At 48.6% G+C, this 26,601-nt stretch carries 24 protein-coding genes and 1 tRNA gene; 17 read left to right on the top strand and 8 right to left on the bottom strand.

Translation table 11 applies throughout. The annotated features are described in order from the left end of the window. Positions 1–437 precede the first annotated feature (437 nt). Entirely contained in the window at positions 438–3,161 is a 2,724-nt protein-coding gene (locus G549_RS0109685) for a UvrD-helicase domain-containing protein (protein WP_246778364.1), read from the top strand. Positions 3,162–3,375: 214 nt separating this feature from the next. Here G549_RS0109685 and G549_RS0109690 read toward each other — a convergent pair whose 3' ends face one another. Continuing rightward, on the bottom strand, positions 3,376–4,209 hold the full coding sequence (locus tag G549_RS0109690) for a hypothetical protein (protein WP_027834869.1): 834 nt from the start codon (positions 4,207–4,209) through the stop codon (positions 3,376–3,378). A 6-nt stretch (positions 4,210–4,215) separates the two neighbouring features. Then, a complete protein-coding gene (locus G549_RS0109695; RefSeq protein WP_027834870.1) occupies positions 4,216–5,775 on the bottom strand; it encodes an AAA family ATPase in 1,560 nt (519 codons plus the stop codon). A gap of 107 nt (positions 5,776–5,882) precedes the next feature. On the opposite strand from G549_RS0109695, the gene G549_RS0109700 reads away from it, so the two are divergent. From G549_RS0109700 to G549_RS0109720, 5 genes are all read left to right on the top strand, one after another. After that, entirely contained in the window at positions 5,883–7,127 is a 1,245-nt protein-coding gene (locus G549_RS0109700; protein ID WP_027834871.1) for a tyrosine-type recombinase/integrase, read from the top strand. A gap of 131 nt (positions 7,128–7,258) precedes the next feature. Further along, positions 7,259–7,645, top strand: a complete 387-nt coding sequence (locus G549_RS0109705) for a hypothetical protein (protein WP_036221820.1) — start codon at positions 7,259–7,261, stop codon at positions 7,643–7,645. Between the two features lie 89 nt (positions 7,646–7,734). Continuing rightward, on the top strand, positions 7,735–7,968 hold the full coding sequence (locus G549_RS0109710) for a helix-turn-helix transcriptional regulator (RefSeq protein WP_027834873.1): 234 nt from the start codon (positions 7,735–7,737) through the stop codon (positions 7,966–7,968). A 99-nt stretch (positions 7,969–8,067) separates the two neighbouring features. Further along, positions 8,068–9,021: a DNA-primase RepB domain-containing protein gene (locus G549_RS0109715; RefSeq protein ID WP_027834874.1), complete on the top strand. Its 954-nt coding sequence runs from the start codon at positions 8,068–8,070 to the stop codon at positions 9,019–9,021. Continuing rightward, positions 9,018–10,004 (top strand): AAA family ATPase, encoded by a 987-nt coding sequence (locus tag G549_RS0109720; RefSeq protein ID WP_027834875.1) that lies wholly within the window; start codon positions 9,018–9,020, stop codon positions 10,002–10,004. Before G549_RS0109715 ends, G549_RS0109720 begins: the two co-directional genes overlap by 4 nt. 767 nt (positions 10,005–10,771) lie before the next feature. On the opposite strand, the gene G549_RS0109725 is transcribed toward G549_RS0109720, so the two are convergent. Next, a complete protein-coding gene (locus G549_RS0109725) occupies positions 10,772–11,032 on the bottom strand; it encodes a hypothetical protein (RefSeq protein ID WP_027834876.1) in 261 nt (86 codons plus the stop codon). 129 nt (positions 11,033–11,161) lie between these two features. Here G549_RS0109725 and G549_RS19760 point away from each other — a divergent pair, with 129 nt between their 5' ends. The 3 genes from G549_RS19760 to G549_RS0109740 all read left to right on the top strand — a co-directional run bounded on the left by G549_RS19760 (position 11,162) and on the right by G549_RS0109740 (position 13,039). After that, positions 11,162–11,494 carry a helix-turn-helix domain-containing protein gene (locus G549_RS19760; protein ID WP_051213595.1) on the top strand — a complete coding sequence of 111 codons (333 nt, stop codon included), beginning with the start codon at positions 11,162–11,164 and terminating at the stop codon, positions 11,492–11,494. A gap of 65 nt (positions 11,495–11,559) precedes the next feature. Next, the gene (locus tag G549_RS0109735) at positions 11,560–11,757 is read left to right on the top strand and encodes a hypothetical protein (protein ID WP_027834877.1); all 198 of its coding nucleotides are present in this window, start codon (positions 11,560–11,562) and stop codon (positions 11,755–11,757) included. A gap of 91 nt (positions 11,758–11,848) precedes the next feature. Further along, positions 11,849–13,039 carry a DNA cytosine methyltransferase gene (locus tag G549_RS0109740; RefSeq protein ID WP_036221823.1) on the top strand — a complete coding sequence of 397 codons (1,191 nt, stop codon included), beginning with the start codon at positions 11,849–11,851 and terminating at the stop codon, positions 13,037–13,039. Here the strand turns inward: G549_RS0109740 and G549_RS0109745 are convergent. The 4 genes from G549_RS0109745 to G549_RS0109760 form a co-directional block, all read right to left on the bottom strand. Next, positions 13,036–13,644, bottom strand: coding sequence for an MAE_28990/MAE_18760 family HEPN-like nuclease (locus G549_RS0109745; RefSeq protein WP_027834879.1), 609 nt, complete (start codon positions 13,642–13,644; stop codon positions 13,036–13,038). The two genes, G549_RS0109740 and G549_RS0109745, sit on opposite strands and share 4 nt — an antisense overlap. Continuing rightward, complete coding sequence (locus tag G549_RS0109750; protein WP_036222278.1) at positions 13,641–14,735, bottom strand: DUF262 domain-containing protein; 1,095 nt, start codon at positions 14,733–14,735, stop codon at positions 13,641–13,643. The genes G549_RS0109745 and G549_RS0109750 overlap by 4 nt, the downstream gene beginning before the upstream one ends. Before the next feature lies 1 nt (position 14,736). Beyond that, positions 14,737–15,324: an Eco29kI family restriction endonuclease gene (locus G549_RS21340; RefSeq protein WP_027834881.1), complete on the bottom strand. Its 588-nt coding sequence runs from the start codon at positions 15,322–15,324 to the stop codon at positions 14,737–14,739. 169 nt (positions 15,325–15,493) lie between these two features. Next, a tRNA-Met gene (locus tag G549_RS0109760) sits at positions 15,494–15,570 on the bottom strand. Between the two features lie 257 nt (positions 15,571–15,827). Between G549_RS0109760 and G549_RS0109775 the strand changes: the two genes are divergently transcribed. The 4 genes from G549_RS0109775 to G549_RS0109795 all read left to right on the top strand — a co-directional run bounded on the left by G549_RS0109775 (position 15,828) and on the right by G549_RS0109795 (position 20,248). Next, positions 15,828–16,472, top strand: a complete 645-nt coding sequence (locus G549_RS0109775; protein WP_036221831.1) for a YiaD family glycine zipper/OmpA-like lipoprotein — start codon at positions 15,828–15,830, stop codon at positions 16,470–16,472. Between the two features lie 943 nt (positions 16,473–17,415). Further along, positions 17,416–17,610, top strand: a complete 195-nt coding sequence (locus tag G549_RS0109785; protein WP_027834883.1) for a hypothetical protein — start codon at positions 17,416–17,418, stop codon at positions 17,608–17,610. Positions 17,611–17,928: 318 nt separating this feature from the next. Next, positions 17,929–18,687: a hypothetical protein gene (locus G549_RS0109790; RefSeq protein ID WP_036221834.1), complete on the top strand. Its 759-nt coding sequence runs from the start codon at positions 17,929–17,931 to the stop codon at positions 18,685–18,687. Continuing rightward, positions 18,680–20,248: a pentapeptide repeat-containing protein gene (locus G549_RS0109795; protein WP_027834885.1), complete on the top strand. Its 1,569-nt coding sequence runs from the start codon at positions 18,680–18,682 to the stop codon at positions 20,246–20,248. The genes G549_RS0109790 and G549_RS0109795 overlap by 8 nt, the downstream gene beginning before the upstream one ends. A 424-nt stretch (positions 20,249–20,672) precedes the next feature. On the opposite strand, the gene mnmA is transcribed toward G549_RS0109795, so the two are convergent. Beyond that, positions 20,673–21,812, bottom strand: a complete 1,140-nt coding sequence (gene mnmA, locus G549_RS0109805) for a tRNA 2-thiouridine(34) synthase MnmA (protein ID WP_027834886.1) — start codon at positions 21,810–21,812, stop codon at positions 20,673–20,675. A gap of 258 nt (positions 21,813–22,070) precedes the next feature. Between mnmA and G549_RS0109815 the strand changes: the two genes are divergently transcribed. The 4 genes from G549_RS0109815 to fliF all read left to right on the top strand — a co-directional run bounded on the left by G549_RS0109815 (position 22,071) and on the right by fliF (position 26,600). Further along, on the top strand, positions 22,071–23,633 hold the full coding sequence (locus G549_RS0109815; RefSeq protein ID WP_027834887.1) for a flagellar hook-length control protein FliK: 1,563 nt from the start codon (positions 22,071–22,073) through the stop codon (positions 23,631–23,633). Positions 23,634–23,644: 11 nt separating this feature from the next. After that, positions 23,645–24,322 carry a flagellar hook assembly protein FlgD gene (locus tag G549_RS0109820; protein WP_027834888.1) on the top strand — a complete coding sequence of 226 codons (678 nt, stop codon included), beginning with the start codon at positions 23,645–23,647 and terminating at the stop codon, positions 24,320–24,322. 147 nt (positions 24,323–24,469) lie between these two features. Beyond that, entirely contained in the window at positions 24,470–24,748 is a 279-nt protein-coding gene (gene sciP / locus G549_RS0109825) for a CtrA inhibitor SciP (protein WP_027834889.1), read from the top strand. A gap of 238 nt (positions 24,749–24,986) precedes the next feature. Beyond that, positions 24,987–26,600: a flagellar basal-body MS-ring/collar protein FliF gene (gene fliF / locus G549_RS0109830; protein ID WP_027834890.1), complete on the top strand. Its 1,614-nt coding sequence runs from the start codon at positions 24,987–24,989 to the stop codon at positions 26,598–26,600. The last annotated feature ends 1 nt before the right edge of the window (position 26,601 follow it).

Genomic DNA, 26,601 nt, shown 5'->3' on the forward strand with positions numbered 1-26,601 from the left:
AGGTTTCAATTCATACTTTCTCACACAGGCTCAAGCCAGCGCAAAACCCCTGTCACTTCAATACCATAAGTGTTTTCAACCAGTTGCAGAGCAAACCAACGCGGTTCATCCTAGCCCAATATTTTAAGCACCCATAAAGCACCCAGCCACCAACCTTGCCACCAATTCAAGCTTGCAATTTGACACTTGCATTCAATTATTCGGGCCTCTAACTTTTCAATACCTTGCAACTCAGGCTATTTATTCATCAATTTGAAAGACACCCAATATTGAACCGCCTACAGCCAAAACCGTTGGTCGGCTTCCTTCTCAATCCATTTGGCAGGCATGCCAAATACGTTCGCTACGATGGGAATGAAATCTCCATCCAATCTCGGCACCCTGCTACTGTCACCCTGAGAGAGTTGTCGTCCGCTCCAATTGTAGAGGGGGGATTTTTGGGTGCATCACTGAAGCTCCAAATGCATGATCAACCGGTTCGCATGCTCAAAGGAGCCCGGCTCGAAGACGCCTTGAATTTTTCAAACGCAATTCGTTTGGACTGGGAAGCGACCAATCAAGCCGAATTTGAAAACAACCGCGCAGCCATAAATGCATTGCTTGGTGAGATAACTGAGCTTTCTAACCCTGCGACTTATCCGGCGGCATGCGTTGTGTCACCAATATTGGAACGTGCACGTTACCTTGACCAGCGCCTACTTTCAAAACTGCCGCAGGAGGCGCTTGAGGATACCCACCGAAACGACATCGAAGCAATTCAGTCGTTCGTGCTAAACGTCAAACGCATTAGACAGCAAGCAATTACAGCGTTTGAGACGCATCAACTGGATGAGTGGTCAGACTTCTTTGATACCTTTGAAAGCAACCCACTAACGCCTGAACAGAGGAAGTCAATCGTTACAGATGAAGATGCAACACTGATCTTAGCGGGCGCTGGCTCAGGGAAGACCAGCGTCATAACGGCCAAATCAGGCTACCTGCTGAAGTCCGGTACGCGTAAACCGGAAGAAGTGCTCCTTTTGGCATTTGCAAGAGATGCTGCCAACGAGATGAGCGAGAGGATCAAGGTAAAGTGCGGGGTGTCATTGGAGGCCCGAACTTTTCACTCATTGGCCTATGACATCATTGGAACAGTTGAAGGAAGCAAGCCAGCACTGGCCGCCCATGCCACAGATGACAAAGCATACCTTGCCTTGATAAAAAACATTCTGAGAGCCTTGGTCAAAACGGGAACTGAAATAGCAAATTCCATTGTTGGCTGGTTTTCCCATACCCGACTTGAAGAGAAAAGCGAGTGGGATTTCAAAAAAAAGCACAGCTACTATACCTACATCGAAAAACTCGACTTACGTACGCTTCAGGGTGAAAAAGTCAAAAGCCGTGAAGAATTAATGATTGCCAATTGGCTTTATAGGAACGGCATCGATTATGAGTATGAACCCAACTACGAACACAAAGTTTCTGGAGGTGGTTTTCGCGACTATTGTCCAGACTTTCGCCTAATAAAAAGTGGCATTTACATTGAGCACTTTGGGGTTCGACGTAAGAAATCGGCGGACGGTAACTATCTCCTAACAACAGCGCCTTTTGTCGACCGAGAAAAATATCTCGCGGGTATGGAATGGAAACGTAGTGTCCACGCCGAACATGAAACGACCCTAATAGAGACATTCAGTTATGAGCGTGAAGACGGTCAACTGCTGGATGCGCTCGCTGATAAAATTGCCCCCTTTGAAACCAGCAATCCGAGGCCCCCGGAAACACTCTTTGACAGAGTGGTCGAGCTCAACCAAGTCGATAGTTTTGTACAGTTGCTTGGAACTTTTTTGAAGCACTACAAAGGAGGAGGATACAAGCTCAACGATTGTATCGAAAAAGGACATACCCTAGGGTTTGGTACCCGGGCCAAAGCATTTTTGTCTATCTTTGAGGAAGTTTATTCTGAATACCAAACACAACTAAACGGGCGTATCGATTTCGAAGATATGATCCTGCGGGCAACCAAGTATGTTGAGACGAAGGAGTATCGCAGCCCTTTCAAACACATCTTGGTTGATGAGTTCCAAGACATTTCCCGCAGTCGAGGTCGTTTGGTCAAAGCATTAAAAGCACAACATAGGGATGCCCGACTATTCGCTGTTGGTGACGACTGGCAGTCGATCTATAGGTTCGCGGGGTCTGACATCAACCTTATGCGAGATTTTGGCAATGAGTTTGGAGGTGAGCTAGATGGTCAAACCGGTATCCACTGCACTGTGGATCTAGGCCGAACATTCCGCTCTATCGATCAGATTGCACATACTGCCAAGAAGTTTGTGCTTCAAAATCCGGCCCAGTTGACAAAAACAGTGATACCGGCTGGGACGTCTAGTGAGCCTGCATTAAGAGTTGTCACGACTTTCAAGAACGACCAGAAGAGAAGTTTGAAGCAGGTACTTAACTCACTGCAAGAAGACACCCGGGCAGGGAAACAAGCTTCAGTGTTGCTGCTGGGACGATATAGGCACTTCGCCCCAGATAACCTCTCTCAGCTACGTCGCGAGTTCCCTGACTTGGAGATATCGTTTCGTACAATCCATGCTTCAAAGGGACTTGAAGCGGATCATGTGGTGGTCCTGAATATGTTTCGGGGCCGTATGGGCTTTCCGTCTGAAATTGTTGACGATCCTCTTCTAAGCCTTGTCTCTCCCGAAGCTGAGCCCTTTGAAAATGCCGAGGAACGCCGCGTAATGTATGTTGCACTCACGCGTGCCCGCAAATCTGTGACCCTTATGAGTTCGGCGTCAAAGCAATCAGCTTTTGTGACTGAATTGATGGAAGACCCTGAGTACAGGATCGTTGGCGCTGGACAACAAGAAGAATTCAACCATGTGTGTGGGGAATGTGGTGGGCACCTGATCCCTATCCCAACGAAGGATGGTCGCACCTGGTTTAGATGTGAACATGTAAGCCTGTGTGGGCACTCGTTGAATGCCTGCAATGCCTGTGGAACTGACTTGCCTGTTCGTAGAGAAAACAACGGCTTGAGTAAGTGCGTTTGCGGCGCTGAATATCCTAATTGCCCGAATTGCAACGATGGATGGTTAATCGAAAAAAAGGGTCGATATGGTCCATTTCTTGGATGTGTCAGCTACCCGCGTTGCGACGGCAAGGCAAAGTAAGCTGACTAATTCAATAGCCCTACATGCTTGTTCTTGTTAGATTACAACGCGGAATAGGATGGCGAGTGGGTTGCCCCTCGCCTACTCAAGTAATTGTATCATCTTGTTGATCGTGTTTAAAATCACAACGCAAAATTATTTCGACTGGTTTCATAGCACCTTATTCAAGCCTACCGACATAATCGGCTCAACCCAGCGCATGCCATTCCGCTACTCAGTTAAAGCCACCCTCGCAAAACCAGTCGGAGGCCACTAACGCCCGGTACATCGCCGTCTGCCAAGAATTAGGATGCGCGTCTTGATGACTTTCAAACTGAAGTTGCAGATGCTCTCTCACTTCCTTGGCTGTGCCAAGCTTTGATATGCGCTGCAACCCATATCGGATATTTACCAACTCAGCAGCGGAATGAGACGCATACAGAGCCCCTAGTCCAAAGACAACGAAATGATGCAGCACTCGCTCCTGTTTTGTTGCCGACCACCCAGCTGGAGGCTTGACGACATATCTTAGCGCAGCAGGGCTTTCTTCCAATAACTCGGCGAAGAGCCACGCACTGTCATCAACGTTGTCAAAATATGGATGCAACGTCTGTTCGTTTTCCTGCAAGGGTTGCGCATCAAGCTTGGATTTGTTGCAATCCGCGCAAGACGGTAAAAGGTTTGCTGGCGTTATCGTAAGTGCCGGATGCAATGACTGAGCTAAGTAGTGATCTAGAGTGCCAACAGTCCTTTGGCCACACATTGGGCATATGTCATTCGCTGGCAACTTTTTGATGAGGTCATATATATGACGGGTCTTTTTGCTCCGAGCAAAGGTGCCCTTATAGACCCGCTTCATTTCCTCAGCAGTTACGCCATCTACGTCCGCTTCTTGTACGATCTGAAATAGCTTTCCAAGTTCAGCATGCTCTAAATAGGATGCTTCAGCAAATTCGATATGATCCATGGCGGCAGTAAGGCGTTCTTTAAGACCCGCATCTCGAATGCTTTGAATGCAAAGTGCTAGAACACTGCTTGCAGCCTTATTCGGCAAGTCGAGTTTACGCATCCGAACTCATATCTCCCCGTCACGTTCAGAGGCTAGTGCGCGAACCACCGCACGCGCTTCTGCACCGAGTTGCCCACCGAAATAATCAACTGTTTGCTCGTAGTTTAACCCACCGCCCCTTATAGCATCGTCAAGCATACGGTGAAAACCAGACTTGGTAATCTCAAACCCAAAGACCTCTCGCGTAAGGACTCCCACATTCTCTCCAAAGGTCTCGATTACGGGGCGCTCGACTACCGAGACAGCCCCCGACCGACGCAATTTCCATGCGCAGGATTTCGGAACTTCCTGCAAGACCACAGGAGAGTGCGTGGCGACAATGGCCACCCCGTTGCGTTTAACAAGCAAATCGGAGAGTGCCCGGATAAAAGCAGATAAGAGTGGTGGATGCAGGTGGCCCTCAGGTTCGTCCAAGAGGACCAGCGTGCGCTCGTCAACGAGTTCTACCAACTTCGTTATCGTCAATAGGACAATTGCATGACCAGAACTGAGTCTTCTATAGAGACTGAAAGCGGCCTCACTCCATCCATCATCATCCATTTCCAATAATGCGGGAACATTGGCCTCAGCGAAAAGGTCATCTGCCTCCAAGGTCTTAACGGCGGATAGCCATCGCTCTGATCTTAAACCTTGTCGGCAAAGCGCAAAGCTCTCTGTGAAGTCTTGTGCTAAATCTAGCGGTGTCTTTCTCGAAACAAAATCTTTGTTATATTCGTCGGTCCGCCATTCAAGTAGTCCTACCTGCTCGCAGCGTATCGCATCATCAGGAGAAGGAAGGATCGGGGCATCGTCAAAAGCGCTAAAGGATGTCACCACAAGCCCTGCAAACGACCATTCATCTTCCGCCGCATCTTCAATAATCTCGCCTACAGCATCGTCGTCAGCTTCGTGTTCACGGCCAAGAAGCGCCAAGGCGATACCTCGCATACAGCGTGTTTTGCCCACGCCATTCCGACCAATAAGAACATGGACATTCGTCGGCGGCCTAGACTCTGGAAACACCTCAAACCTTATTGAGGGCGGCTCTATCCCCTCGTTCTGCACAGGGAACATGTAGTTAAACTTGTACTCCGTTAGTGTTGCATCACCGTGTGACAGTCGGTGCAACCGCCCCTTAACGCTTGTCGGATTTACACCCCGTAGAAGCGACATTTCCATCACTTCTTCTGAGCGCACAGCAGCGAAGATTTCCAGGTCATAGGCGCAGTCCCTAAGGCCGATAAGCACACGCTGCCGCTGGCTCCTGGAGAGGCTGTTCAGGGTTTCGTAGTAGTCTTCTTCTTGACCAAGGGAGAAGAACCGATCATCCAGTCCATCAAAGGTTTGTTCCAGATCAGGCGTACGGACATCCGGTGCAGGTTCAACACTCCTCCCAGAGGCGCGTAGACCAATTTGGCCAATTTTAACAGACCCTACCCGGTGCCTTTTACTCTCTTCATCAAAAACCCAAAGAGTGAACATCGTCTGGAAACTAAACCAGTCATCCCAACTATCCACTAGCAAGAAAGCTTGATCCTTTGCATCCGCAGGGACTTCACTCCAATTCTCAATTACTTTGAAAAACATAGCTCCCCCGAGGAACTCCTAGAACCATTGTACCGATACAACATCCTGCCCATCTTGCCCCAAACCATACCCTGACACGCGGATGTCTTGTGTCTTAATTTGTGGGCATGAGAAAGAAGCTAACCACAAAAACAATTGATGCGCTACCTGCTGCTGTGGGTAAACGCTATGAAGTGCGCGATGAGCTTTTGACTGGCTTTATGGTCAGGGTGTCGAGCGTTGGCAAGAAGGTGTTTTACCTCAACACGCGCATCAACGGTCGAGCACGTCGCATCAAAATTGGTGATTATCCTTTGATGTCGCTCGCAGAAGCGCGTCAGAAGGCCCAAAGCATTTTGCGCGACATATCCCTAGGTGCATTTGAAAACAGCGCTGCTGGCTCACCTGAGCGCTCCGCGCCAGTGCTTAAGGACGTGATCGACCAGTTCATTGAGCGATATGCGAAGCCGCGCAATAAGGGGTGGAAAGAAACACAGTCGATTTTGACGAAGTATACGCCTTTATATTCGCTCCCAATTGATCAAATCCATCGCCGTGACGTGCATGAGGTGTTGGATCGCATTGTCGCTAATGGAACAGCCACACGCGCCAATCGTGCTTTAGCTGCAATCAAAACCTTGATGAACTGGGCTGTAGATCGAGGCTTCCTTGATGTCTCCCCTGTGGCCAATATGCGCCCACCCACAAAGGAGGTGCCACGCGAACGTGTTCTAACCCATGAAGAAATCTGTGCGTGTTGGTATGGTGCAATTGAAGAAGGCTACCCCTTCACCCAATTCACGCAACTGCTCATTCTATTGGGTCAACGTCGAGGTGAAGTGGCTGGCATGCGTTGGTCTGAGTTAGACTTCGATAGGGGATTGTGGACCCTGCCTTCGTCCCGTGTAAAAAACGGCACTGCCCATTTCGTGCCATTGCCCAAACTTGCACTTGATATCCTGAACTCAATTCCACGCTTCTTGAACAGCGATTATGTGTTCACCACGACAGGCACCTCTCCTATTTCTGGTTTCGGTCGCCTAAAGCGTCGACTTGATGAGCATGTTGGCCTTGATGCCCCTGGTTGGCGTTTTCACGATCTTCGACGCACAATGGCCACAGGCATGGCTGAATTGCGTGTTGCCCCTCATATCATTGAAGCCATCCTGAACCACAAATCAGGTATCTTCTCCGGCGTCGCAGCCGTCTATAATCGCCATCTATACTTAGATGAAAAACTTGAAGCATTAGAATTATGGGCGAACAAAATCGAGATGGTGACCAGCTCTTTGGCCCCAAATGGGTCGACGAATGCCACAAGGAAGCTAGAAATGTTGGCAGAGATCAATTCCGCGAACTTGGCAAAGAACTAAGAGAGTTCGCAAAGCCATACCTAATCCAAATCACAACTGTCCCATCAAATTTCCAAGGTGGGCCAGACAAAGTTGATCCTTCAAAACAACGCGATTTCATTGAAACTAATGTTCTTGAGCCCATTGCGAGATTGAGCGAAGCGCTTGACGCTAAAAATCGACACTTATTCAAAAGCCCAATGTTCGACCATTCTAAGTTTCAACCTGACTTTGAAAAGGCGCTTAGGCTTTTAGATGAAATTGAAGATTTTGCTGAAGCAGCATTCATTGAACTCGATATGCAGGCCACTCATTCAATACGACACTCCACACAACTACAGTTTGAGATTGTAAACGGCATTGTCGAAATTCTCGAAGAGCAACTAGCCTTATACAAAAACAGAATGGGCACACGAGCGAACGTATTGGTTCGATTGGCGTTTAAAGAGATCACTGGCCTCCATAAACAACTAGACGACGACATCAAAATAGCCGTGCAACGTGTCAAGAAAAACTCCAGAGGAAACGAAAAGAAATAGCGCTCAAAACCTCCTGAAGTTTGCTCGCCCGAACAGCAAAAATGCTGCACCTTTTGCCATAGCTAAACCGCTAAAAAAGGAGCAAAGCCATGACCAACTCGACCAAAAAGACTGAGAAGGTATTTCTGACAAGAGCCGACTTAAAGGCGCTTGGTATTGATCAATCTAACTCAACTTTATTGCGTGCTGAAGGTCGAAATGCCTTCCCTAGACGCATTAGGCTCAGCGCAGCAAAAGTTTGCTGGGATAGGCAGGAAATCCACGACTGGATCAATGCCAGAAAAGCCGAGCGTGCACACTGGCATTATGCTGACGCAAGTTAATCAAGGGGCGTTTTAGCCCCTTTCTTTCCAACATCACAGTTACGCCTAACTCGCTTTGCGCGTGAACGGTAGAGCTGTGCCTAGATTTAGGAGGCCACAATGGCTACCACTTACAACAAAGACTTCAAACACCTCTTTGAAGACCCTGAAGACGACAAGGCAACTATTCACGATCAGGAGCTTTTCCTAGCGCGCCTCTGGCACGAATTTCCCTCAGTCGAAAACCCATCCTATGGGGTCTTCGCCTTTAGGCATCGCAAGACAAAACAGTTCGTGGAGAAATCCATGAAGATCACAGGACTGGTAAAGTCCAACGGCTTGCTCGAGCAATATAACCGTTGGGACTGGGATCAGTATTTCTGTGTCAATTTGTTCAGCAAGCCCAAGCGCAAGAAAGAATTTGCACGAGATACGCGTTATGCCATTTGCGATGTCGATGACGCTGACCCATTCATCTTCGAACCCCACCCTTCAGTGATCTGGGAAACTTCACCGGGAAATTCTCAATCAATTTGGAAATGGGACAAAAAGCTGACGCCCTTAGAAGCAGAAGAACACTCTCGTGCGCTCACCTATCGTCACGGAGGCGACAAGAACGGTTGGCCAGTAAACAAACTTCTTCGTTTACCCGGTTCAATCAACCACAAAAAGAAGTATGATGAACCTTTTGTTCGTTTGCTACACTTTGGTGAGACGCCAATTAAGGCGCGTCCCAAGCCCTTCAAAATCAAGGGTAGAAGCTATGACTCCATACCTCTGGATTTAGATTTCAATCACAAGGCGCACAGAACCATTGACGTCTTAAAAAAATATCGTCGCGATCTCGACCCAAAAGCAAGGTCTTTGATTAGGCATAAGAAGGTGCATGAAGGAAACCGATCTAGTCAGATTTTCCACATCGTTGTGGGTCTGTGGGAAGTCAGCGCCACGATTGACGAGATAGCCAGCGTGATTTGGAACAGTCCTTATTTTCAGGACAAGTATCCCAATTGCCTTGGCGCGCTGGATGCAGAGCTGTCACGCATCATATCCAAGCTGGAGTCAAAATCATGAGCAGCAAGAAAAAAGAACTATTTGTCGACCTTGATGGGATTGAAGCAAAGGAAATTGAATGGCTCTGGGAGCCATTCATACCTTTCAGCATGATCACAATCATGGAAGGTGACCCAGGCATTGGCAAATCATTTTTAGCCATGCATTTGGCTGCACAAATATCAATTGGAGGTGAGCTTCCTGATGGGCAAAAGCTTGATAAGGGACGTGTCTTGTACCTTAGTGCTGAGGACGATGCAGCATACACCATTCGCCCACGCATTGATGCGATGGGGGGCGATGCTGAACAAATTCGTGTGCAGGGGGACTTTCTTTCTCTTGATGAAAATGGCCTAAAGGCGCTCATGCGCGAAGTTCGTCGCAGGCCACCTGACTTACTCATTTTGGACCCCTTGTTCGCTTATGTCCCAAGTGGCCAAGACATGTACAAACCAAACGTAATTCGCCAGCTATTGTCGTTCTTGAAGGACATCGCTGAGGCTGGTGAAACAGCAGTTTTGATTGTTCGCCATTTGACAAAGGCAAAACATGACAAGGCAATTTATCGTGGTGGGGGGTCAATGGATGTCATTGGGGCAGCGCGTTCAGCTTTCTTGGTATGTGAACACCCCAACGACAGTGACACGAAGTTGGTCGTCCACATTAAACATAACATCGCCCCACGGGGCAAAACGCAGACCTACGAGTTGTACTCTGAAGAAGAAGGAGAAATGGCCCAACTGAATTGGCTTGGCTCTTCAGACATCACAATCGATGATTTAATCAATCCAAACAGTGGAACACGCATGTCAGCCCTTGATGAGGCTATTCAGTTTTTGCGTGTATTCCTCAAAAATGGACCTGAGCCAACAACCTCAGTTGAGAAAGAGGCCGCTGCACGCGACATTTCTGAGAAGACGCTGGAACGTGCAAGGCGCTCACTAGGCGTGAGGTCAACCAAGAAGAAAGACAAGTGGTATTTGAGCTTGCCAGATGAAGAGTAGCCACAGGTGAAAAAGTAAGTGCGCCAAGATCGTCAACAGCGTCACACAAATTCTTGGCGCACTTACAACCCTTAACTTCGCCATGAGAAAGCATGACGCCCTTGGCGTTCTTGGCGTTCTTGGCGTTCTTGGCGTTCTTGGCGTTCTTGAACGTCATACCATATGCAAATCTACCAGACATAATAGCTAATTGATTTAATTGAATTTTCTCACAAAAACTGAGATTACCCACAGCATTCTATTTATCGCCTACCAGAGGTATTAAATCATTGATATTATTATATATTATCTTAGTAAGTCTAAATATGTTTGTACACACGCGCGCGTGAACACCACGTCTTTTCATCTGTCAGAAGCTACAGTTCCAAAACCTTGGGGCTAAAAATGGACACCAATCCGCATATATGGGCGTCGCAATAAAAAAGCGCCCTCCCCCATACCTCCTGTAGTCAACCGTTTTGATCCCTAGACCGACACGCTGACTATTCATCTTGCTATCAGACTCATCTTCAGTTCATTTTTTCTAACCAAATCAACAGCTCCATACTCATCATCACCTGTGGCCACTCTTGCTGGGTGCCATATGGGTGAATATTGGGGTTATTAGACGGTCTATTTCGTGCGCACGGCGCTCATAATTGCGCCACAAGCACTGAGGTGGTCATTTATGCGATTACACCACGTATTTAGCGTTGAACGTCAGCGCTGGCTCATTGCAACGCTGCCGCGCACGCGTATAGCTGTGTCTCTGGTGGTTTAATTACAGGTCAAAGACGTTTCTCAAGCTCACGCCTGACCCTGCGCCATTTTCCACGTTCAAATGTGTCGGTGTCCTGTTGTGCCCAATCTTCACGCGCAATCGCCACTTCCAGCGCTTTGTCGCCGTGGTCAGCAATCAGGTCTTCAACAATCAAATCAATGGTTTCTTGGGGAATGAAATATGGCGCAACGAAAAGCGCATAAAGCTCAAATGCAGCAACTGCACCGATAAGGATTGAAACCGCAAGTATGGTTGTGAAAATTGGCATCTTGAACAATCAGAGCTAAAACATATGAAATCACCATATAAGAAGTTTTAATTCCTATAAACAAAAACCCTAGGTTCTTATTCCTTAAAACAAGATGCGTCTTATCGCCTTATGCTTCGAGGAGGCGATATGGAACTTCAGCAGACATTTGGCACAAACGTGCGCAACCACAGGAAATCCCAAGGGCTGACCCAAGAAGCCTTGGCTGAAGTTGTCGGGGTGTCAATCGAAACGATTGGTAAAATAGAGCGTGGCGTTGCAGCACCAACATTTTCGACCGCCCAAACAATCGCCAATGCATTAAACGTCGAGGTTACCTTACTATTTGGCAACGAGGGGCAAACTTTATCTTCAGGGGAACGTGGTCGACTGGTTAGCGCAATCAACCGTGTGCTTGCGCAAATGAATAATGACGAATTGGCCAAGTCGCTCGCCTTACTCCAAGCCTTCAAGGGAAAATAAAGTTTATCCCTGACAAGGCAAGATGGGCTGTCTTATGGATTGATCGTCAAAACATGGAGACGATCATGACTGAAATCATTACGCTCAATCAAATCTGTGAAGAACTGAAAATCGACCCACGCGAAGCGCGTGAAAAACTACGCACATCAGCACGCGATAAAAAGAACTATCCGGCGCTGGCTGCACACAAGCCACGCACGCCTTGGCAATGGGTGAAGGGATCAGATGGGGAAAAGGAGGCGAAAGCAGCCCTTCAGCCATAAATTTCAATTTTCGGACGCTCCGTAATCATGTAAATCATAGCTCCACATGTAAACTGAATTGCACTCATAGAAACATATTAAGGGCATACCTATGACATCTTACCCTAATTCCGTCGAACTATTTGCAGGCGCTGGAGGCCTGGCGATGGGAGTGGAAAGAGCAGGGTTTAAGACGACAGCAATTATTGAGAAAGATAAATGGGCCTGCCAAACATTACAGCAAAATAAGTCATTTTTTACGGCAACAAATTCCAATAGCCTTGAAATTTTTCACGGAAACATCGAAGAGTTCGACTTTTCAACGCTCACCAAGAATGTGCAACTTGTAAGCGGAGGGCCACCATGTCAGCCATTCTCGTTAGGAGGTAAGCATAAAGCGAACTCTGACAATCGCGATTTGTTTCCTCAAGCGATTCGAGCTGTTCGTGAGTTGCGACCCCAAGCATTCATTTTTGAGAACGTAAAAGGACTGACACGCAGCACTTTTAGCAACTATTTTGAATATATTCGACTGCAATTGACGTTCCCTGATATTGTCCAAAAATCAGGTGAAGAATGGTTTGAGCATTTATGCAGGCTTGAACTTCATCAAAAGCAAAGCAGCTATGACCACCATAGCTATCAAGTAAAAACCCAAGTTTTAAATGCAGCAAATTATGGTGTCCCCCAAAAAAGAGAAAGGGTCTTCTTCGTAGGCTTTCGATCAGACTTAAATATATCGTGGTCATTCCCTAGCCAAACACATTCGAAGTATAGACTAATATTAGACCAAACTAAAAATGGTGGATATTGGGACCGTCATAAAGTTCCAAAAGAACAAAGAATTTATACCGAACTGTCAAAAAACAACCTAACTAACTTGGAAAAAGAAATCGATCTATTGCCCTGGTCAACGGTTCGCGATGCTCTTGCTGATCTTCCACCCCCATACTCGCGCTCTATTAAAAGCAACGTCAAAAGCAATCGAGTAACAGCTCACTTCGCGCAACCAGGCGCAAAGGCATACAAAGGTCACACAGGAAGCCCACTTGATGAACCTGCGAAGACACTCAAGGCAGGCGTTCACGGTGTGCCTGGTGGTGAAAATATGTTGCGTTTTCACGATGGGCAAGTACGATACTTTACAGTAAGAGAATGCGCGAGATTACAAACTTTTCCGGATGACTTTGAGTTTCATGGCTCGTGGACTGAAACGATGCGCCAACTTGGAAACGCAGTACCTACGGAATTGGCAAGAGTAATTGCACATAGCATTCTAAAAAAACTTCATATACTCAATTAGCTTGCAATATACTTTGCATAGACATCAATGAAATAGTCTTGTGATAAATCCATCAAACGCATGGTTTTGTGCACATGGTCCAGCATTAGTTCCGTATTTAGTTTTGGATTATCACCATGTGCGATCTTATGCCTCCAACCCACCAATTGATGATCAATGAAAATCCTATGCGCGTCAAATGGCTTGATGACACCAAGAAGCTCTAATGTAAAACAAGCTGTTTCAAAGTTTAAATTTGAATTAGGTAGTAAAACGCTCCAATCTTCCCCTAATGGCGAATGTAGGCGATCTTTAGCTGCTCGCACCAAATCTCGTTTTAACTGCAATTTATCTTTACCATCCTTATACTTGTCGAACTCCGACTGCAACGCAGCAATAACTAAATCTTCGTTAATTGCTGAAATTGGTATTTCACTATTTGCCAAATTGCAGCATAGCAATTTCATACCGTCACAAAAAAATCCTTCCCAATGTGCGTAGCACATTACAACCAAAGCACGCTGAAGCGCCGATTTATGACTCTCATTCGTAGATTTCCAAACAACATTTAAAGTTGTAAGCTCACGAATACGCCATGTCTTAACCTTGCCTAAGTCGTCGATCATAGCTGAAAGTGATTAGAACCATAAGGTAAGGTCATAGTTAGCCGTTGGGTAGAGCGCATCCCTGGTCTGGAAAAATCCTTATCTGGCACTTCTTTCCACAACTCATCGATTTTTTCCGTTACGAACTTAACCGGCGCCTCGGTTGAAATAATTCCTTCTAAGTTTCTTGCGACTCCAACGAAAACCAATTCTATATTTCGATGCGAAATAGTGTTTCGAACTATGGGGTTGGTCGGCTTCAACGCATCATCTCCGAAGTTGTCATATAGAAAGTTCAAGGTGTCCTTAAATCGATCGAGCGCTTCTATATGGCGCTTTTCAGTAATTAAACTTGCAATCTTATCTGAGTAATAACTCGAAACATCTCGATATGACTGATCAAAATATTCAGTTATACTGACCAAACAACGTGTAACATAATCAAGGTCGCCTTGCTCTTCTTGCTGTTTTTCAGTAATTCCAAATACATTCTTGAACGCTTCCGTACTTACTAGCTCGCGAATGTCCGCTACAAAGTCGGCATCTAGCATGACCATTACGCACGTCCGAATTTCTTGGTCATTCGCTTGTTGCCCCCCGCGATTCAATCTTTGAAAGAGTTCAAATTTTGCTTCTTCGTTGCTAGGTTGCTTTAGCACTTCAACCGGGATGCGAGCCCTCTTGAAATTCAGCTTCAGCGCAGTTTCCAATTCAATACCAGGCTCAGCTAATCCGTCATTGCTCCATACAACATCATCCAACCCCGTTAAATACTTAGTACCACATAACTTCAGTTGAGGCAGAACTGTGCGATCAAGCTTTAGCTTGCCCTGAAACTCCAATAAGGTCGAAATCCGTTGCAATCCGTCAATCAACTCCCATTTTCCATCCTCTCGTTCAAAAACAAATATGGAAGGAATGGGAATGCCAACAAGTATACTTTCAACCAGAGCTGATTTCTGCGCTAGTTCCCAGCGAAATAATCTTTGAAACTCTGGGTTTATTATCAACTCATTTTCCTCATACATGGTTGACAATTCACTCACTGATATTTGAATAGTCTCAGTAAAGACATCGTGTTTTGCTTCTGAGACTTGGTCAATTAAAGGCAAATCAATTCTCCAAATGTGTATCAATTTTTTTAACAATCTGATCGATTGGATTTCGACCAAGAGCACACTTCATCGCCCATTCCCTACCCGGGTGTAAGGTGTCCCAACTAGATCGCGCTTGCTTATAACGACCAGAACCGGGATCGTTATTACCAAAACCATCTACAACTAAATTCCAAACTGGCTTAAACCACATTATAAGGACACGTTCAGCGAGTCTGATCCAAGCTTCATCAACCCACAGATAGCGACAACGGAAATCAGATAGATCTAAATTGTCTGCGGCCGCAATAGATTGCGCATGCTTTCTCAAACGATTATGCAACGCATATCCCGGTGGGGTATCCCATCCGAGAGCACCTTGACGTCCACCTTTAGGATCTGCCTTACCTACATAAATAGGGGTTGGCTCCCCTTTATTGTTTAGCCCTCGATAAAATTCTGATTTTCCTAAATAATAAATCGCATAGATTCCAGCGGCCTCAAAGGGTTCGCTAGGCGGTAGCTTTTCCAACGGTCGTAGTAGTAATGCTCTCGCAGTACTTTCAGCAAGATGTGCCTTTTCAAGGGGGTTAAATGGTCTATCCATAAGAAATCTCTTCCAAATAAGTTCTTACAGTCGCAGATTTCTTGAATGATTTGAAGTGACAAATTCATAGTCGCTTGAACTTCGCGACCCAAACGCAACCCAAGCCAATCCACGCGCCAATGCGCAAAGGCTTTCTCACACCTAACAACCTGCAATAAAAGGAAAATTTTGGTAGCGGGAGAGGGACTTGAACCCCCGACACGCGGATTATGATTCCGCTGCTCTAACCAACTGAGCTACCCCGCCCCGAAAGACATCTTTCGATGGAAGATTTGGCAAAGCTGTTGCGCTTTGCTGCGGGGGATATAATGCGGGGGGCGGCGCAATGTCAAGCAACAATGCATCAAGAAATTTGACATTTCTCATCTAATTTCCCACCCTCCATTCCACACGGGGGAATCCAACCTCGAAAAAATCAATTTCGGCAAAATATGAACCATCTTTATCCTGCCGCATTATAGCTTAAGATAACCAAATAAATTTGCCAGCAAACTGAGGCCAAAATGAAAAAAGAACTTCTTCTTGCAACCGTCGCAGCTTTCTCGCTGTCGGCGTGTACCACAACAGGGTGGAACTCAAACGCTGTGAAAGGTGGCGCAGGTGGTGCCGCCGCAGGCGCGGTGGCCGGTTTGGTCTACGCTTCTGTGGCCAATAAAGATGCACGCTCCGCAGCGCTGATCGGCGCGGGCCTTGGTGCCCTCACCGGCGCAAGCGTTGGTGCCTATATGGACCGTCAGGAAGCCGAGCTGCGCTCCAGCCTGGCCAACACCGGCGTGACCGTGACCCGTCAAGGCGACCAGATCATCTTGAACATGCCGTCAAATGTGACGTTCCAAACCGACCAATCAAATGTTGAGCCACAATTCTATGAGACATTGAACTCCGTGGCGGTGGTGCTGCAAAACTATCCAAAGACCTTGGTTGATGTTTATGGCCACACCGATTCGACCGGTTCAGATCAATATAACCTTGAGCTCTCCAATCGCCGTGCCATGTCTGTGGCCAACTATGTTTCTGGCCGTGGTGTAGATCCGCGCCGGATTTATGTAACCGGCTTGGGCGAAACTCAACCGATTGCCTCAAACGCAACAGAAAGCGGCCGGGCACAAAACCGTCGCGTTGAGATCCAAATCTCACCATTGACCTAATCAGGTCCGTTTTTGAATTTGAAGGCGCCCTGCACCAAGTGTGGGGCGTTTTTTGTGCAAGCGCGCGCAGGGAAGCGGCCACGCCAAAGCGCTGCGCGGCAATTTTGCCCGCAGTTGCGGATGCGAGGCGACAATGATCTCCTCAATTTGCAATATTGTTTGAGACCATAATCGCCTCACATGGTTGGTTTGTTCAAAACTAGACCGCTTGCGGGGTGCTGACCCAATAGCCCCTGCTGCCCGCCCAAAGGCGAGCAGGCAACCCTCGGTGTCGGGTCAAGCTGCATCTATTTTCGCGCGCCTCTGCGTCCAATGGCACGGCCAACCTCTTCTTTTAAAGGATATCCCTTCGCTTTCATTGCCCGTCAGCAACCCGCAAAGCTTCAAAGAAGACAAACCCATTATGCCACCAGCTGAGAGACCGCTGATAAGAAAAAACGATGTGATTGATTTTATTGGGCTTTGGTGAAAAAAGTGGGAAACATCTCCCGTCTTTACCATAATTTGTGCACCGCCCTGCCACCTGCGCTGCATTGACCCCGGATCTAGTCCAAGGCGACCACGTCCGGGTGGATTTCTCAGCGCCGCCCCGAGGCAAAAAATGGACGCGCAAAGCGAAGCCCCTGCCGCACTTCTGCGCTGAACTGTTGCAGGCCTATGCACAGTCTCAAAAAGCCATAAACCAAACAAAGCCTGTCGCGCCATTCTATTCTAACACAGGTCAAGAAGCACTTGTTCGCCGTAGACGACCGCTTTGAGCCCAATTAAGACTTTCTCCGCTGCAAAAAGGATCCTCTTTGCAGCATACTTGATGTGTGATATTTTTTCTTACGCCTGAGTTGGCCAGCGCATTGTTCTTTCTGGCCTTCACAAATCTCGAGAGTTGCCAGGTTAATGCTAGAATGAACACTCACCTGTCTGCTTTCTAGCAAGGAGAATTACTATGGGCGAACTATTCGAAAGACTGATGGCTCCACTGCATAAGCGTGTGGGTATCAATGACGCATTGAGCGGAAAGCCGCCTAGCATCATCAAAGACATAGCCGGTGGCGAGCATGCGAGATTGTATCACGAAGGCTACCAGATTGGCCTTCAGATGCGCCAGATTCAAGCGCTAGAGAAAGACAACAAAACCTGATGGCTGAATAGCCCTAGAAATGTAGACCCTCGTACCCTATAATTGAGGAACAGCGAGATTTACATGTTCGAGGGAACTAACCGATGAGGGGGGCGACAGGCAAAGCGGAAGTGAGAAATAGGGGGCAACCGAGTTGGCAAAGCTATTGAAGCTGTTGGATTGATGGCAATAGTCTCAGCGGCGGTTTCCTGAAAGCGCCTTCGCATGTATACTTATGTGATTGAATAAATATTTACCCGAGATCGAGCGAACATTTTGCGCCTGATTTTATAGCTACCGCAGTCTGGATGCGGTATGCAAGTGTAAATGGAACGTCTAATGCTCACACGTTTGATATTTGGTTCGATGAAGGAAAGCCAATCGAATCGAGAGGGTTGGAGTTTTGGTTTAACGGTTCGTTTGGGAACGTATAGAGCACGATTCTTCAAGCTCAGCCTGTTCGACAGTTCACTCGAAATTGGTGTGCGTGCCGTCAAGATCGCGTTCGATCTTTCCGATGCCAAAATGCCAGACGATGACTGGGCTCACGACAGCGTAACGAATGAGAATTTGACAGTAGCCCGTGAACGTACCCACGAAACAGAAGGTGGTTCATCGAGATCGAAGACCGGCAAAGCATCACTCGAACTGGCAGCAAGCGCTTCGATCGAGGACAAACCTGGCGGTAAATTTTCACACGGCCTGAAGTCTGAAGCTGGCATTTCGCGCACGCAGGATCAGGTACAAAAAGAGTCTTTAATCGACAAATACACCTATGAGCGGCATGCGGTCGTTGCGGTGGGTGATGAGAAACACCCGGCCTGGATTCTCGAGGCCGTACTGGAGCATAGTATCCTTTTGGGGACTGCGCTCAAATCACCCTATTTCGCTCGCGTTGTGGCTGACGGACCGTCACCTAAGGTCGCATTGCATGCTACTATTTCTCCACACGACGTATTCGTTCGTGACCGTACTGGCGCATTTGGGTCCGTAAACAAGCGATTGATCGCCAAGATCCGTATTCGTCGGACACTGTGCAAAACACCAATCCCGCTGGATTGGCACGCTGTCGAGCTGAACGAGGAGCAGGATGATTGATGAGCGGCAGCTAACGTCACTGAATGAGGATCTCGAAAATCTAGCGCTGAACACAAGTTTGAGTTTCGAAACACTTGCGCATGCGGCTGGACTTGATCCTGGCAAAGATTTCATCGACGCTGACTTGCGAGGTGCCGATTTACGCGGACAGGATTTGCGAAGTTTCGACTTGTCGGACGCGGATGTGACTGATGCACAACTGGAAGGTACTCAATTCAACCCGGATAGAGCTCCGGTCAGCGGACACCCGCCGCAGGCAGCTCCACAGGATCAGTCACAATCGTGGAAAATCATCTCCACTGACACGACATACGGGGGAGTGCCGAACTGGGCTCTCGAACTAATGGCAGAAATTCGAGGGGACGGCATTTACGAGGTAGGGCCGTTACTTCATTTGCTCGAACGTCAGACGGGCTATAGGAGGCGTGGCCTCATAAAGCGCATGCTACCTTCGTTTCGAAAGTTCAATAGCTGCCCGCGCTGGCTACGCGAATTCATACTAGAAGTAAGCGTGATGAAACGTACTACCTTTGTGAAAGACCTTATTGAGGAGTGCGTTGCGGAAAATGTAATTGAACCATTCAGCGAAATCGAAACTCTGTGCGCAACTGCTACATGGTCTGAGTTCGTTAGTCGGCGCGCCGACGCCGTGAAACGACTCGGACAAGAATATGGTGCGGTCGAGAGCATCAAAGATATTGTTCTCGACTTTGCACTGAATGACCGAAGTTGCCTAGTCCGTCGATTCGCCGTTGAAGCTTTGCCTGTTCAAGAGTTTGATGAAGAATATATCAAACCCCTCTTGTACGGCATTATGGAAGAAGATGACGATAACATTGTCCAGTCTAATGCTCTATTCATGCTATCTTATTTTCGGCACGTTGACTCCGATGTGATGGAACTGCTGCTGAATACAGCTTTACATGGAGAGTCCGCAATGAAGGGTGCCGCCATGCGATCTCTCGAACATGACCTTGGCTTGTCAGAAGATTTAGACGAATTTATTGTTGGTGCTATCAATAAGACACTTACTGGGACGTCCAATTTTGCATACCTATCAGCGATCTCGGTGGCTCGTCGAAATTTTCAAGGTAACAGATTCGGCGATTATCTGTTTAAATTGATGAGCGAGGAAGGGATCGATGATATCAAGCTCTTCTACTTATTTTCTGCTCTCGTTGATTGCGTGCCGAGCTCGCCTCATATACGGGATGCTCTGGATTTATGTCTTAACACAGAAGGCACACGGGCAAGTCGGGAAAGTGCGCTGAAATTCCTCTCAGGGCAGCCGGAATTAGTGAAGCATTATAGAGACCAAATCTTCCAAACAGCGGAGCTGCATCCGGGTCAAGTTTCAAGGCGTGCTACTTTTTTGGCATTGTCTCTTTTGCCGGATGAACGAGCTAAACTACTGTTTCTGCAAAAGCAATTTGAACGCATTGACAACCACCATGAGAAGATAAATTTTTATAACACGGCTCTCAGCCACTTCAAGAATTTAGATGAAGGTGAGACTTTTTTGGAAATGGTTAAAGAAAAATATCCCGACGTAGCAATATGAGTACTGACTATTTCGAACAAAGCATGGCTCTGAGTTTCGCTTGTGGGAGCAGTCTCTGGTGCGGATAGAGTGAACGGCAGTTTTGTCCGCACAGCCGCCATTAATTCAAAAATGGCAAAAAGCGGTTTCTGGCCCAATTTTGGTGGCGGGGGCTGGTTCGGCTGACGTTATGCCGGATCAGGGTTAGGTTGGTCTCGGAAAAATTGTCCGGGGAAAATCAAGGGCTAGCGCATAAAGGACCCCGGTGCGCATTTGCGCCACGCATGTGCAGGCCGATGCGTGGCGTCGAATAGAAGTAAATCAGAAAATGCGGTGATTACGCCTTTGACAAAAATCGCAGCACTCTTGGTGCAGCGGAGTGTCTAGCGGCTGTATGTCACCCCACCCCTTATCCGTCCCCATCGAGGGGAGGGAAATTCTGTTTTTAGGCCGCGGCGCTCACCGCTTGAGCAATCCAGCCGCCGCCCAACACTTGCGTGTCTTCGCTATCATCCGCATAAAAGACGCAGGCTTGCCCCGGTGAAACACCATGTTCACCGCCGACCAGCTCAACCTCCACTTCGCCATTTTTCACGCTCAAGCGCGCGGGCTGTGGTGGCCGCGTGGAGCGCACTTTGGCTTCAATATTGATTGGGCCCATTTCCTCAATTTCATCAAGGCTCATGCCGCCCAGCCAGTTCACCTGTTTCAGTTTCACCGAACGGGTGGCCAACGCCTCATAGGGACCAACGATCACGCGCTTTGATTCAGGTTCCAGCTTGACCACATAAAGCGGTTCGCCAGCGGAAATGCCCAAACCACGGCGCTGGCCAATGGTGAAATGAATAATGCCTTTGTGCTCACCGAGTACGCGGCCATCCAAATGCACGATCTCCCCCGGATCAATCGCCTCTGGGCGCAGCTTTTGAATGATCTGCGCATAATTGCCATTGGGCACAAAGCAAATGTCTTGGCTGTCGCTTTTCTCAGCCACCACAAGCCCCATATCGCGGGCAATGTCGCGCACCTCATCCTTGGTCATGCCGCCCAGGGGAAAGCGCAGGTAATCGAGCTGCTCTTGCGTGGTGGCAAAAAGGAAATAGCTTTGATCACGGCCTTGGTCCAACGGGCGATAAAGCGAATATTGCCCATTGCTTTGCCGCGATTGAATGTAATGGCCGGTGACCAGCACATCCGCATTCAACTCCCGCGAGGCTTCCAGCAAATCCTGAAACTTCACCGTCTGATTGCATTTCACGCACGGAATAGGCGTTTCGCCACGCACATAGCTATCGGCAAAATCATCAATCACGCTTTCGCGGAACTTGCTCTCATAGTCGAACACATAATGCGGAATATCCAACGACGCGGCCACGCGGCGGGCGTCGTGAATATCTTGCCCAGCACAACACGCACCTTTGCGGTGGATCGCTTCGCCATGATCATAAAGTTGCAAGGTGATGCCAATGACATCATAACCTTCTCGCGCCATAAGCCCGGCCACAACCGAACTGTCAACGCCGCCCGACATGGCCACCACAACGCGGGTGTCCTTGGCGGGTTTATCGATACCCAGAGAATTCATTTTTCCATCCTAATTGGGGTTAAGGGCCAACGGATAAGCATCGGCTTTTAGCAGCGACAGCTTCCCAATTCAATCATTTTGATGGCGCCCGATGGGCAAGAAATGCCCAATGGCCCGGCCAATTCTGCCGTCTTATGCAGTTTGCACGCTTTCAGCTGACACCCAAATGTGATTTTAATGAATATATTCAAGTATTTATATAAATTCTCAAAACTGGCCCATTACTTGCATCACTAAAACCGGATATCTCTATTTCAAGTGGAATTGATCGTGCAAGTTGGTCTACAAAACACACCATTGGTTGATTTTCTCGGCGGCAATGTAAGCGCTGAAGCCTCGGTTGAAGGCGAAGGCAGCTCTGGCTTTGAAGCAATTTTGGGCGCGCTGATGGGCGGCGACAATAAAGACATGCGCGCAGCCGTCAGCCTGAAAGCTGAAATGGGACCGCTCACCGGCGCCGGCAAACTCGAGTTGGACACCGCCAAGGTTAAGGCAGCGTTGGAAAAGCTAAAAGAAGCCCTTTCCCCCATCGCGGCCGCCTTTGATGCACTGTTAATGCCCGACCCGCAGCAAATCAGCAAAGCCCAAGATGCTTTTGCCGAATTGGCCGCTGCCGTCAACAACCACTCGAAACGCTATGATGCCGCCAGCACGCTGCCCATGGGCATGTTTGCCGACCAGTTTGGCGCCCTGCGCCAGGCGGAAACAGCAAAAGGCCCGGGCAATTTGATGCAACTGGGCAAAATGCTCTCACGGCTTGATACTTTGCTCGGCGATTTCAGCCCGGAAAACGCGTTGCAAAAAGCTGACGCGCAACTCAGTACGGCCGCAGCCGATGGCGAGCAAGCCGCTGCACAAAAGGAAAACGCCAAGCTCTCACTCAACATTCACCAAATGATCGGGCGTTTGGAAGAATTGTCTGAAAAGCTGCCGGAAACCGCGCAGGCTGCCATTGCCAAGCTGGTGGAGAAAAAGACAGCACAACTGCCCACTGCTGCCAACACCGCGCCATCCACCGACGCAGAGGGCGAAGTGGACCCCTTGGCCAAACTGATGGCCAGCGGCGAAGAGGCCTCCACCCAGAAGGCTTTGCAAAACGGATCCAGCTCAAATCTCATTAGCGCCGCCCTTGAGGGGCAGGACGCTGAGGCCAAGCCCGAATTCAGCCAAAGCCTGAAAGCCGCTGCTGCTGAAAACAAATTAATGGCTGACCAGCGCTATGCGGCGCAAAACGCCACGGCAAATTTGAACCAATCGGCCCAACTGGCCAGCGAGCTGGATTCCACGGAAACCAGTGTCGATAAAATACTGAATATTCAGCGCACCGAAACCCAGCACCAAAACCAGATTCATCTGGATAAGGTTGCGCATCAGCAATCGCCGCAAAAGCAGATCAACCTGCCAGCCCTCGCCTTTGAAGTGGTGCGGCAAATCCGCAATGGCGCCCAACAATTCGAAATTCGCCTCAATCCCCCTGAAATGGGCAAAATCGACGTGCAGCTCGAAATGGACGGCAAGAACGTCACCGCGCGGCTAACAGTTGAACGCGCTGAAACGCTCGACTTCCTGCAACGCGATCAACGCGCCCTTGAACGCGCCTTGCAGCAGGCCGGCTTGAACACCGACAAAGCCAATTTGCAGTTCTCATTGAAGCAAGATCAAAATGGCAGCCAGGGTCAACAATTTAGCCAAAATGGCAGCGATCAGAACGCAGCAGGCAATGACAATTCTGAGATCGCATCAGAAAACAGCATCACCGAAAATCCATCCTTGGTATTGCGCGGCACCGCGCGGCCGGATGGATTAAACCTTTGGGTTTAGGAGCATAATGTATGGTTAATCCAGCACAATCAGCTGCAGCAGCATCTAGCTTTGGCACCGCACCATCGGAGCTAGATTCTTCGCGCAAGACAATTGCGGGAAATTTCGACACGTTCCTGTCGATTTTGACCACACAATTGAAACACCAAAACCCGCTTGATCCGCTGGACACCAACCAGTTCACATCCCAAATGGTGGAATTCACCGGTGTTGAACAGCAGCTCAAAACCAATGAGTTTTTGGAAACCCTAATTGCGACAAACCAACAGAACTTCACCTCCCAAGCCGTCTCCTATATCGGCAAGGAAGTGACCGCGTTCTCTAATCAGGCCGACCTTAAAGGTGGCAACGCCACTTGGACCTATGGCATGACCGAAGACGCTGCCGAGGCCACCATCACCATTAAAAACAGCGCCGGGGCCGTAGTGTTCACGGAAAAGAAACCCCTCGATGGCGGTGAAAATGATTACACATGGGATGGCAAAACCTCTGATGGCGCCATTGCGCCCGAGGGCAAATATTCCATTACGATCGACGCGATAAACGCCAATGGTGGCAAGATCAACAATTACACCATGACCTCGGGCGTGGTGCAAACAGTTGACTTTGCAGGACAAGAACCAATTTTGGTCGTTAATGGGACAAAAGTGGAGCTTTCCGCTGTCGCAAAAGTGGGATTGCCCGCCTAAGTCAAACTAAATAACCGCCGCAATCCGGGGCGTTGCCTGCATTTTTCTCAACTCTTAATCAAATCTGACCAGAGCCTTAGCCAAATTTTAAGAGCATAGGGCTAGTCTCTAGCTATTAGTTTTGGTCAGGTTTGAGTAGTGAGTAAAATGACCGCACAGATGCGTCCACGAGTAAAATATGTCATCGGACCCGATGGCAGCCCGTTAACAATTGCCGATCTTCCTCCAACCAATACTAAGCGTTGGGTGATCCGTCGAAAAGCAGAAGTCGTTGCCGCGGTACGTGGTGGTTTGTTAAGTCTTGAAGAGGCTTGCACCCGCTACACACTTAGCGTTGATGAATTTCTGAACTGGCAAGCCTCTATCGATAAACATGGCTTGGCCGGGTTGCGCACAACATGGGTGCAACATTATCGCGAGTCATAAACGGACCCGATAGGCAAAAATCGCTTTAAAGCGACAACAATCTTTCAAAAGCCCGCCATTTTTGGCGGGCTTTTGTGTTTTACCCTACTTTTTTCCCAAATTAATGCACTTTGCGCAATTGGTTAATACAATGTTTACCTTCTACTAGGTAATTTTTGCCGAGTGGGGATTTTATGGCTTTTCCCTCGAATCAGACTTTTGTAACGCGGGTGGTATTGTGAATAGTTTTTCAGCGATTATGGCGAGGATGGGATTGGCACGGGTGGCAGCGATGGCTGTAACTGCGGTGCTCATGATCGGCTTTTTCGCATTTTTGATTTTCCGTGTGTCCACACCACAAATGGCACCGGTCTATACGGGCCTTTCTTTTGACGATTCCGCCGCCATCACCAAAGAATTGCGCGCCATGGGCATTCCCTTTGAAATTAAAGGGGATGGCGAAGCCATTTCTGTGCCGCGCGACCAGATCACCAACATCCGCATGCAACTGGCTGAAAGCGGCCTGCCCTCCCGCGGACAAGTCGGTTATGAAATCTTTGACCAACAAAACACATTGGGCGCCACAAGTTTTGTGCAAAACGTTAATCACTTGCGCGCGCTTGAAGGCGAGTTGGCCCGCACCATCTCGTCCCTCGCCCGCGTAAAATCTGCCCGCGTGCACCTTGTGTTGCCAGAGCGCGAACTGTTCCGCCGCGAAGCCAAACAACCTTCAGCCTCGATCGCGCTAGAAGTGCGCGGCGCCCTCTCCACCGGCGAAATTCGTTCGGTGCAACATTTGATCGCCTCAGCCGTGGATGGCTTGAGCCCCAACATGGTCTCCATTGTCGACAATTCAGGCAAGTTGCTCGCCGCAGGCACCCAAGGCGATGAAGAAACCATGCTCACCACCGCCATTGAAGAGCGGACATTGGCCGTAGAAACTCGGTTGCGCAATCGCTTGGAAGGCCTGTTGGAAAATGTGGTCGGTGCAGGCCGCGCCCGTGTGCAAGTGAGCGCCGAGCTGGACATGAACCGCTTGACCCGCACCTCGGAAAGCTTCGACCCCAACGGCCAAGTGGTGCGTTCAGCCCAAACCCGCGAATTGGCCAATGAAGCACAAGGCCCTGCCAACAATGGCCAGGTTTCTGTTGCCAACGAATTGCCCGGTGCTACGCAAAATGCGGGTGAAAACGGCGGCAGCTCAGAGCAGTCCTCAACAACTGAAGAAACCATCAACTACGAAATCTCCCGCGTGACCGAAACAGAGATTATCGAAGCAGGTGCTCTAAAACGTCTGTCTGTGGCAGTTGTTGTGGATGGTGTGTATGAAAGCACACCAGAGGGCAACGCAACCTACGCCCCCCGGTCACAAGAAGAGATCAACCAAATCCGCGATTTGGTCAATTCAGCCATTGGCTTTAACGCCGACCGTGGCGACCAGGTTGAAGTGGTCAACATGCAATTTGCTGAGCGCCCTGAACTGACATTTGAACCATCAGAATCCAGCATTTTCGACTTCACCCGCGACGACCTGTTTGCGGCAGTCGAGATGGCTGTTACACTGTTGATTGCCCTCGCTCTCGTATTCTTTGTCATGCGGCCGCTGATCAAGCGTGTGCTTGAACCGGAAGATCAAACACCGCTTTTGATGGCCGCCGCTGAAGCCGCCGCTGCGGAAAAGGCAAACGCCCAGATTGAAGAGAGCTCAGGTGGCATGGGCAAAAAGGGCGCAGCCAAAGATGAATGGCTGGATGAAGTCCAAAGCCTTGGACAGGCCCAAGTCCAAGCCATTGAAAAAGTTGGAACCCTGGTCGAGGAAAACCCGAAGCAGGCCTCCATGATCATCCGTAACTGGTTAAGTCAGGCAGCGTAAG

This window comes from Maritalea myrionectae DSM 19524 (assembly GCF_000423365.1).
Classification (GTDB): domain Bacteria; phylum Pseudomonadota; class Alphaproteobacteria; order Rhizobiales; family Devosiaceae; genus Maritalea; species Maritalea myrionectae.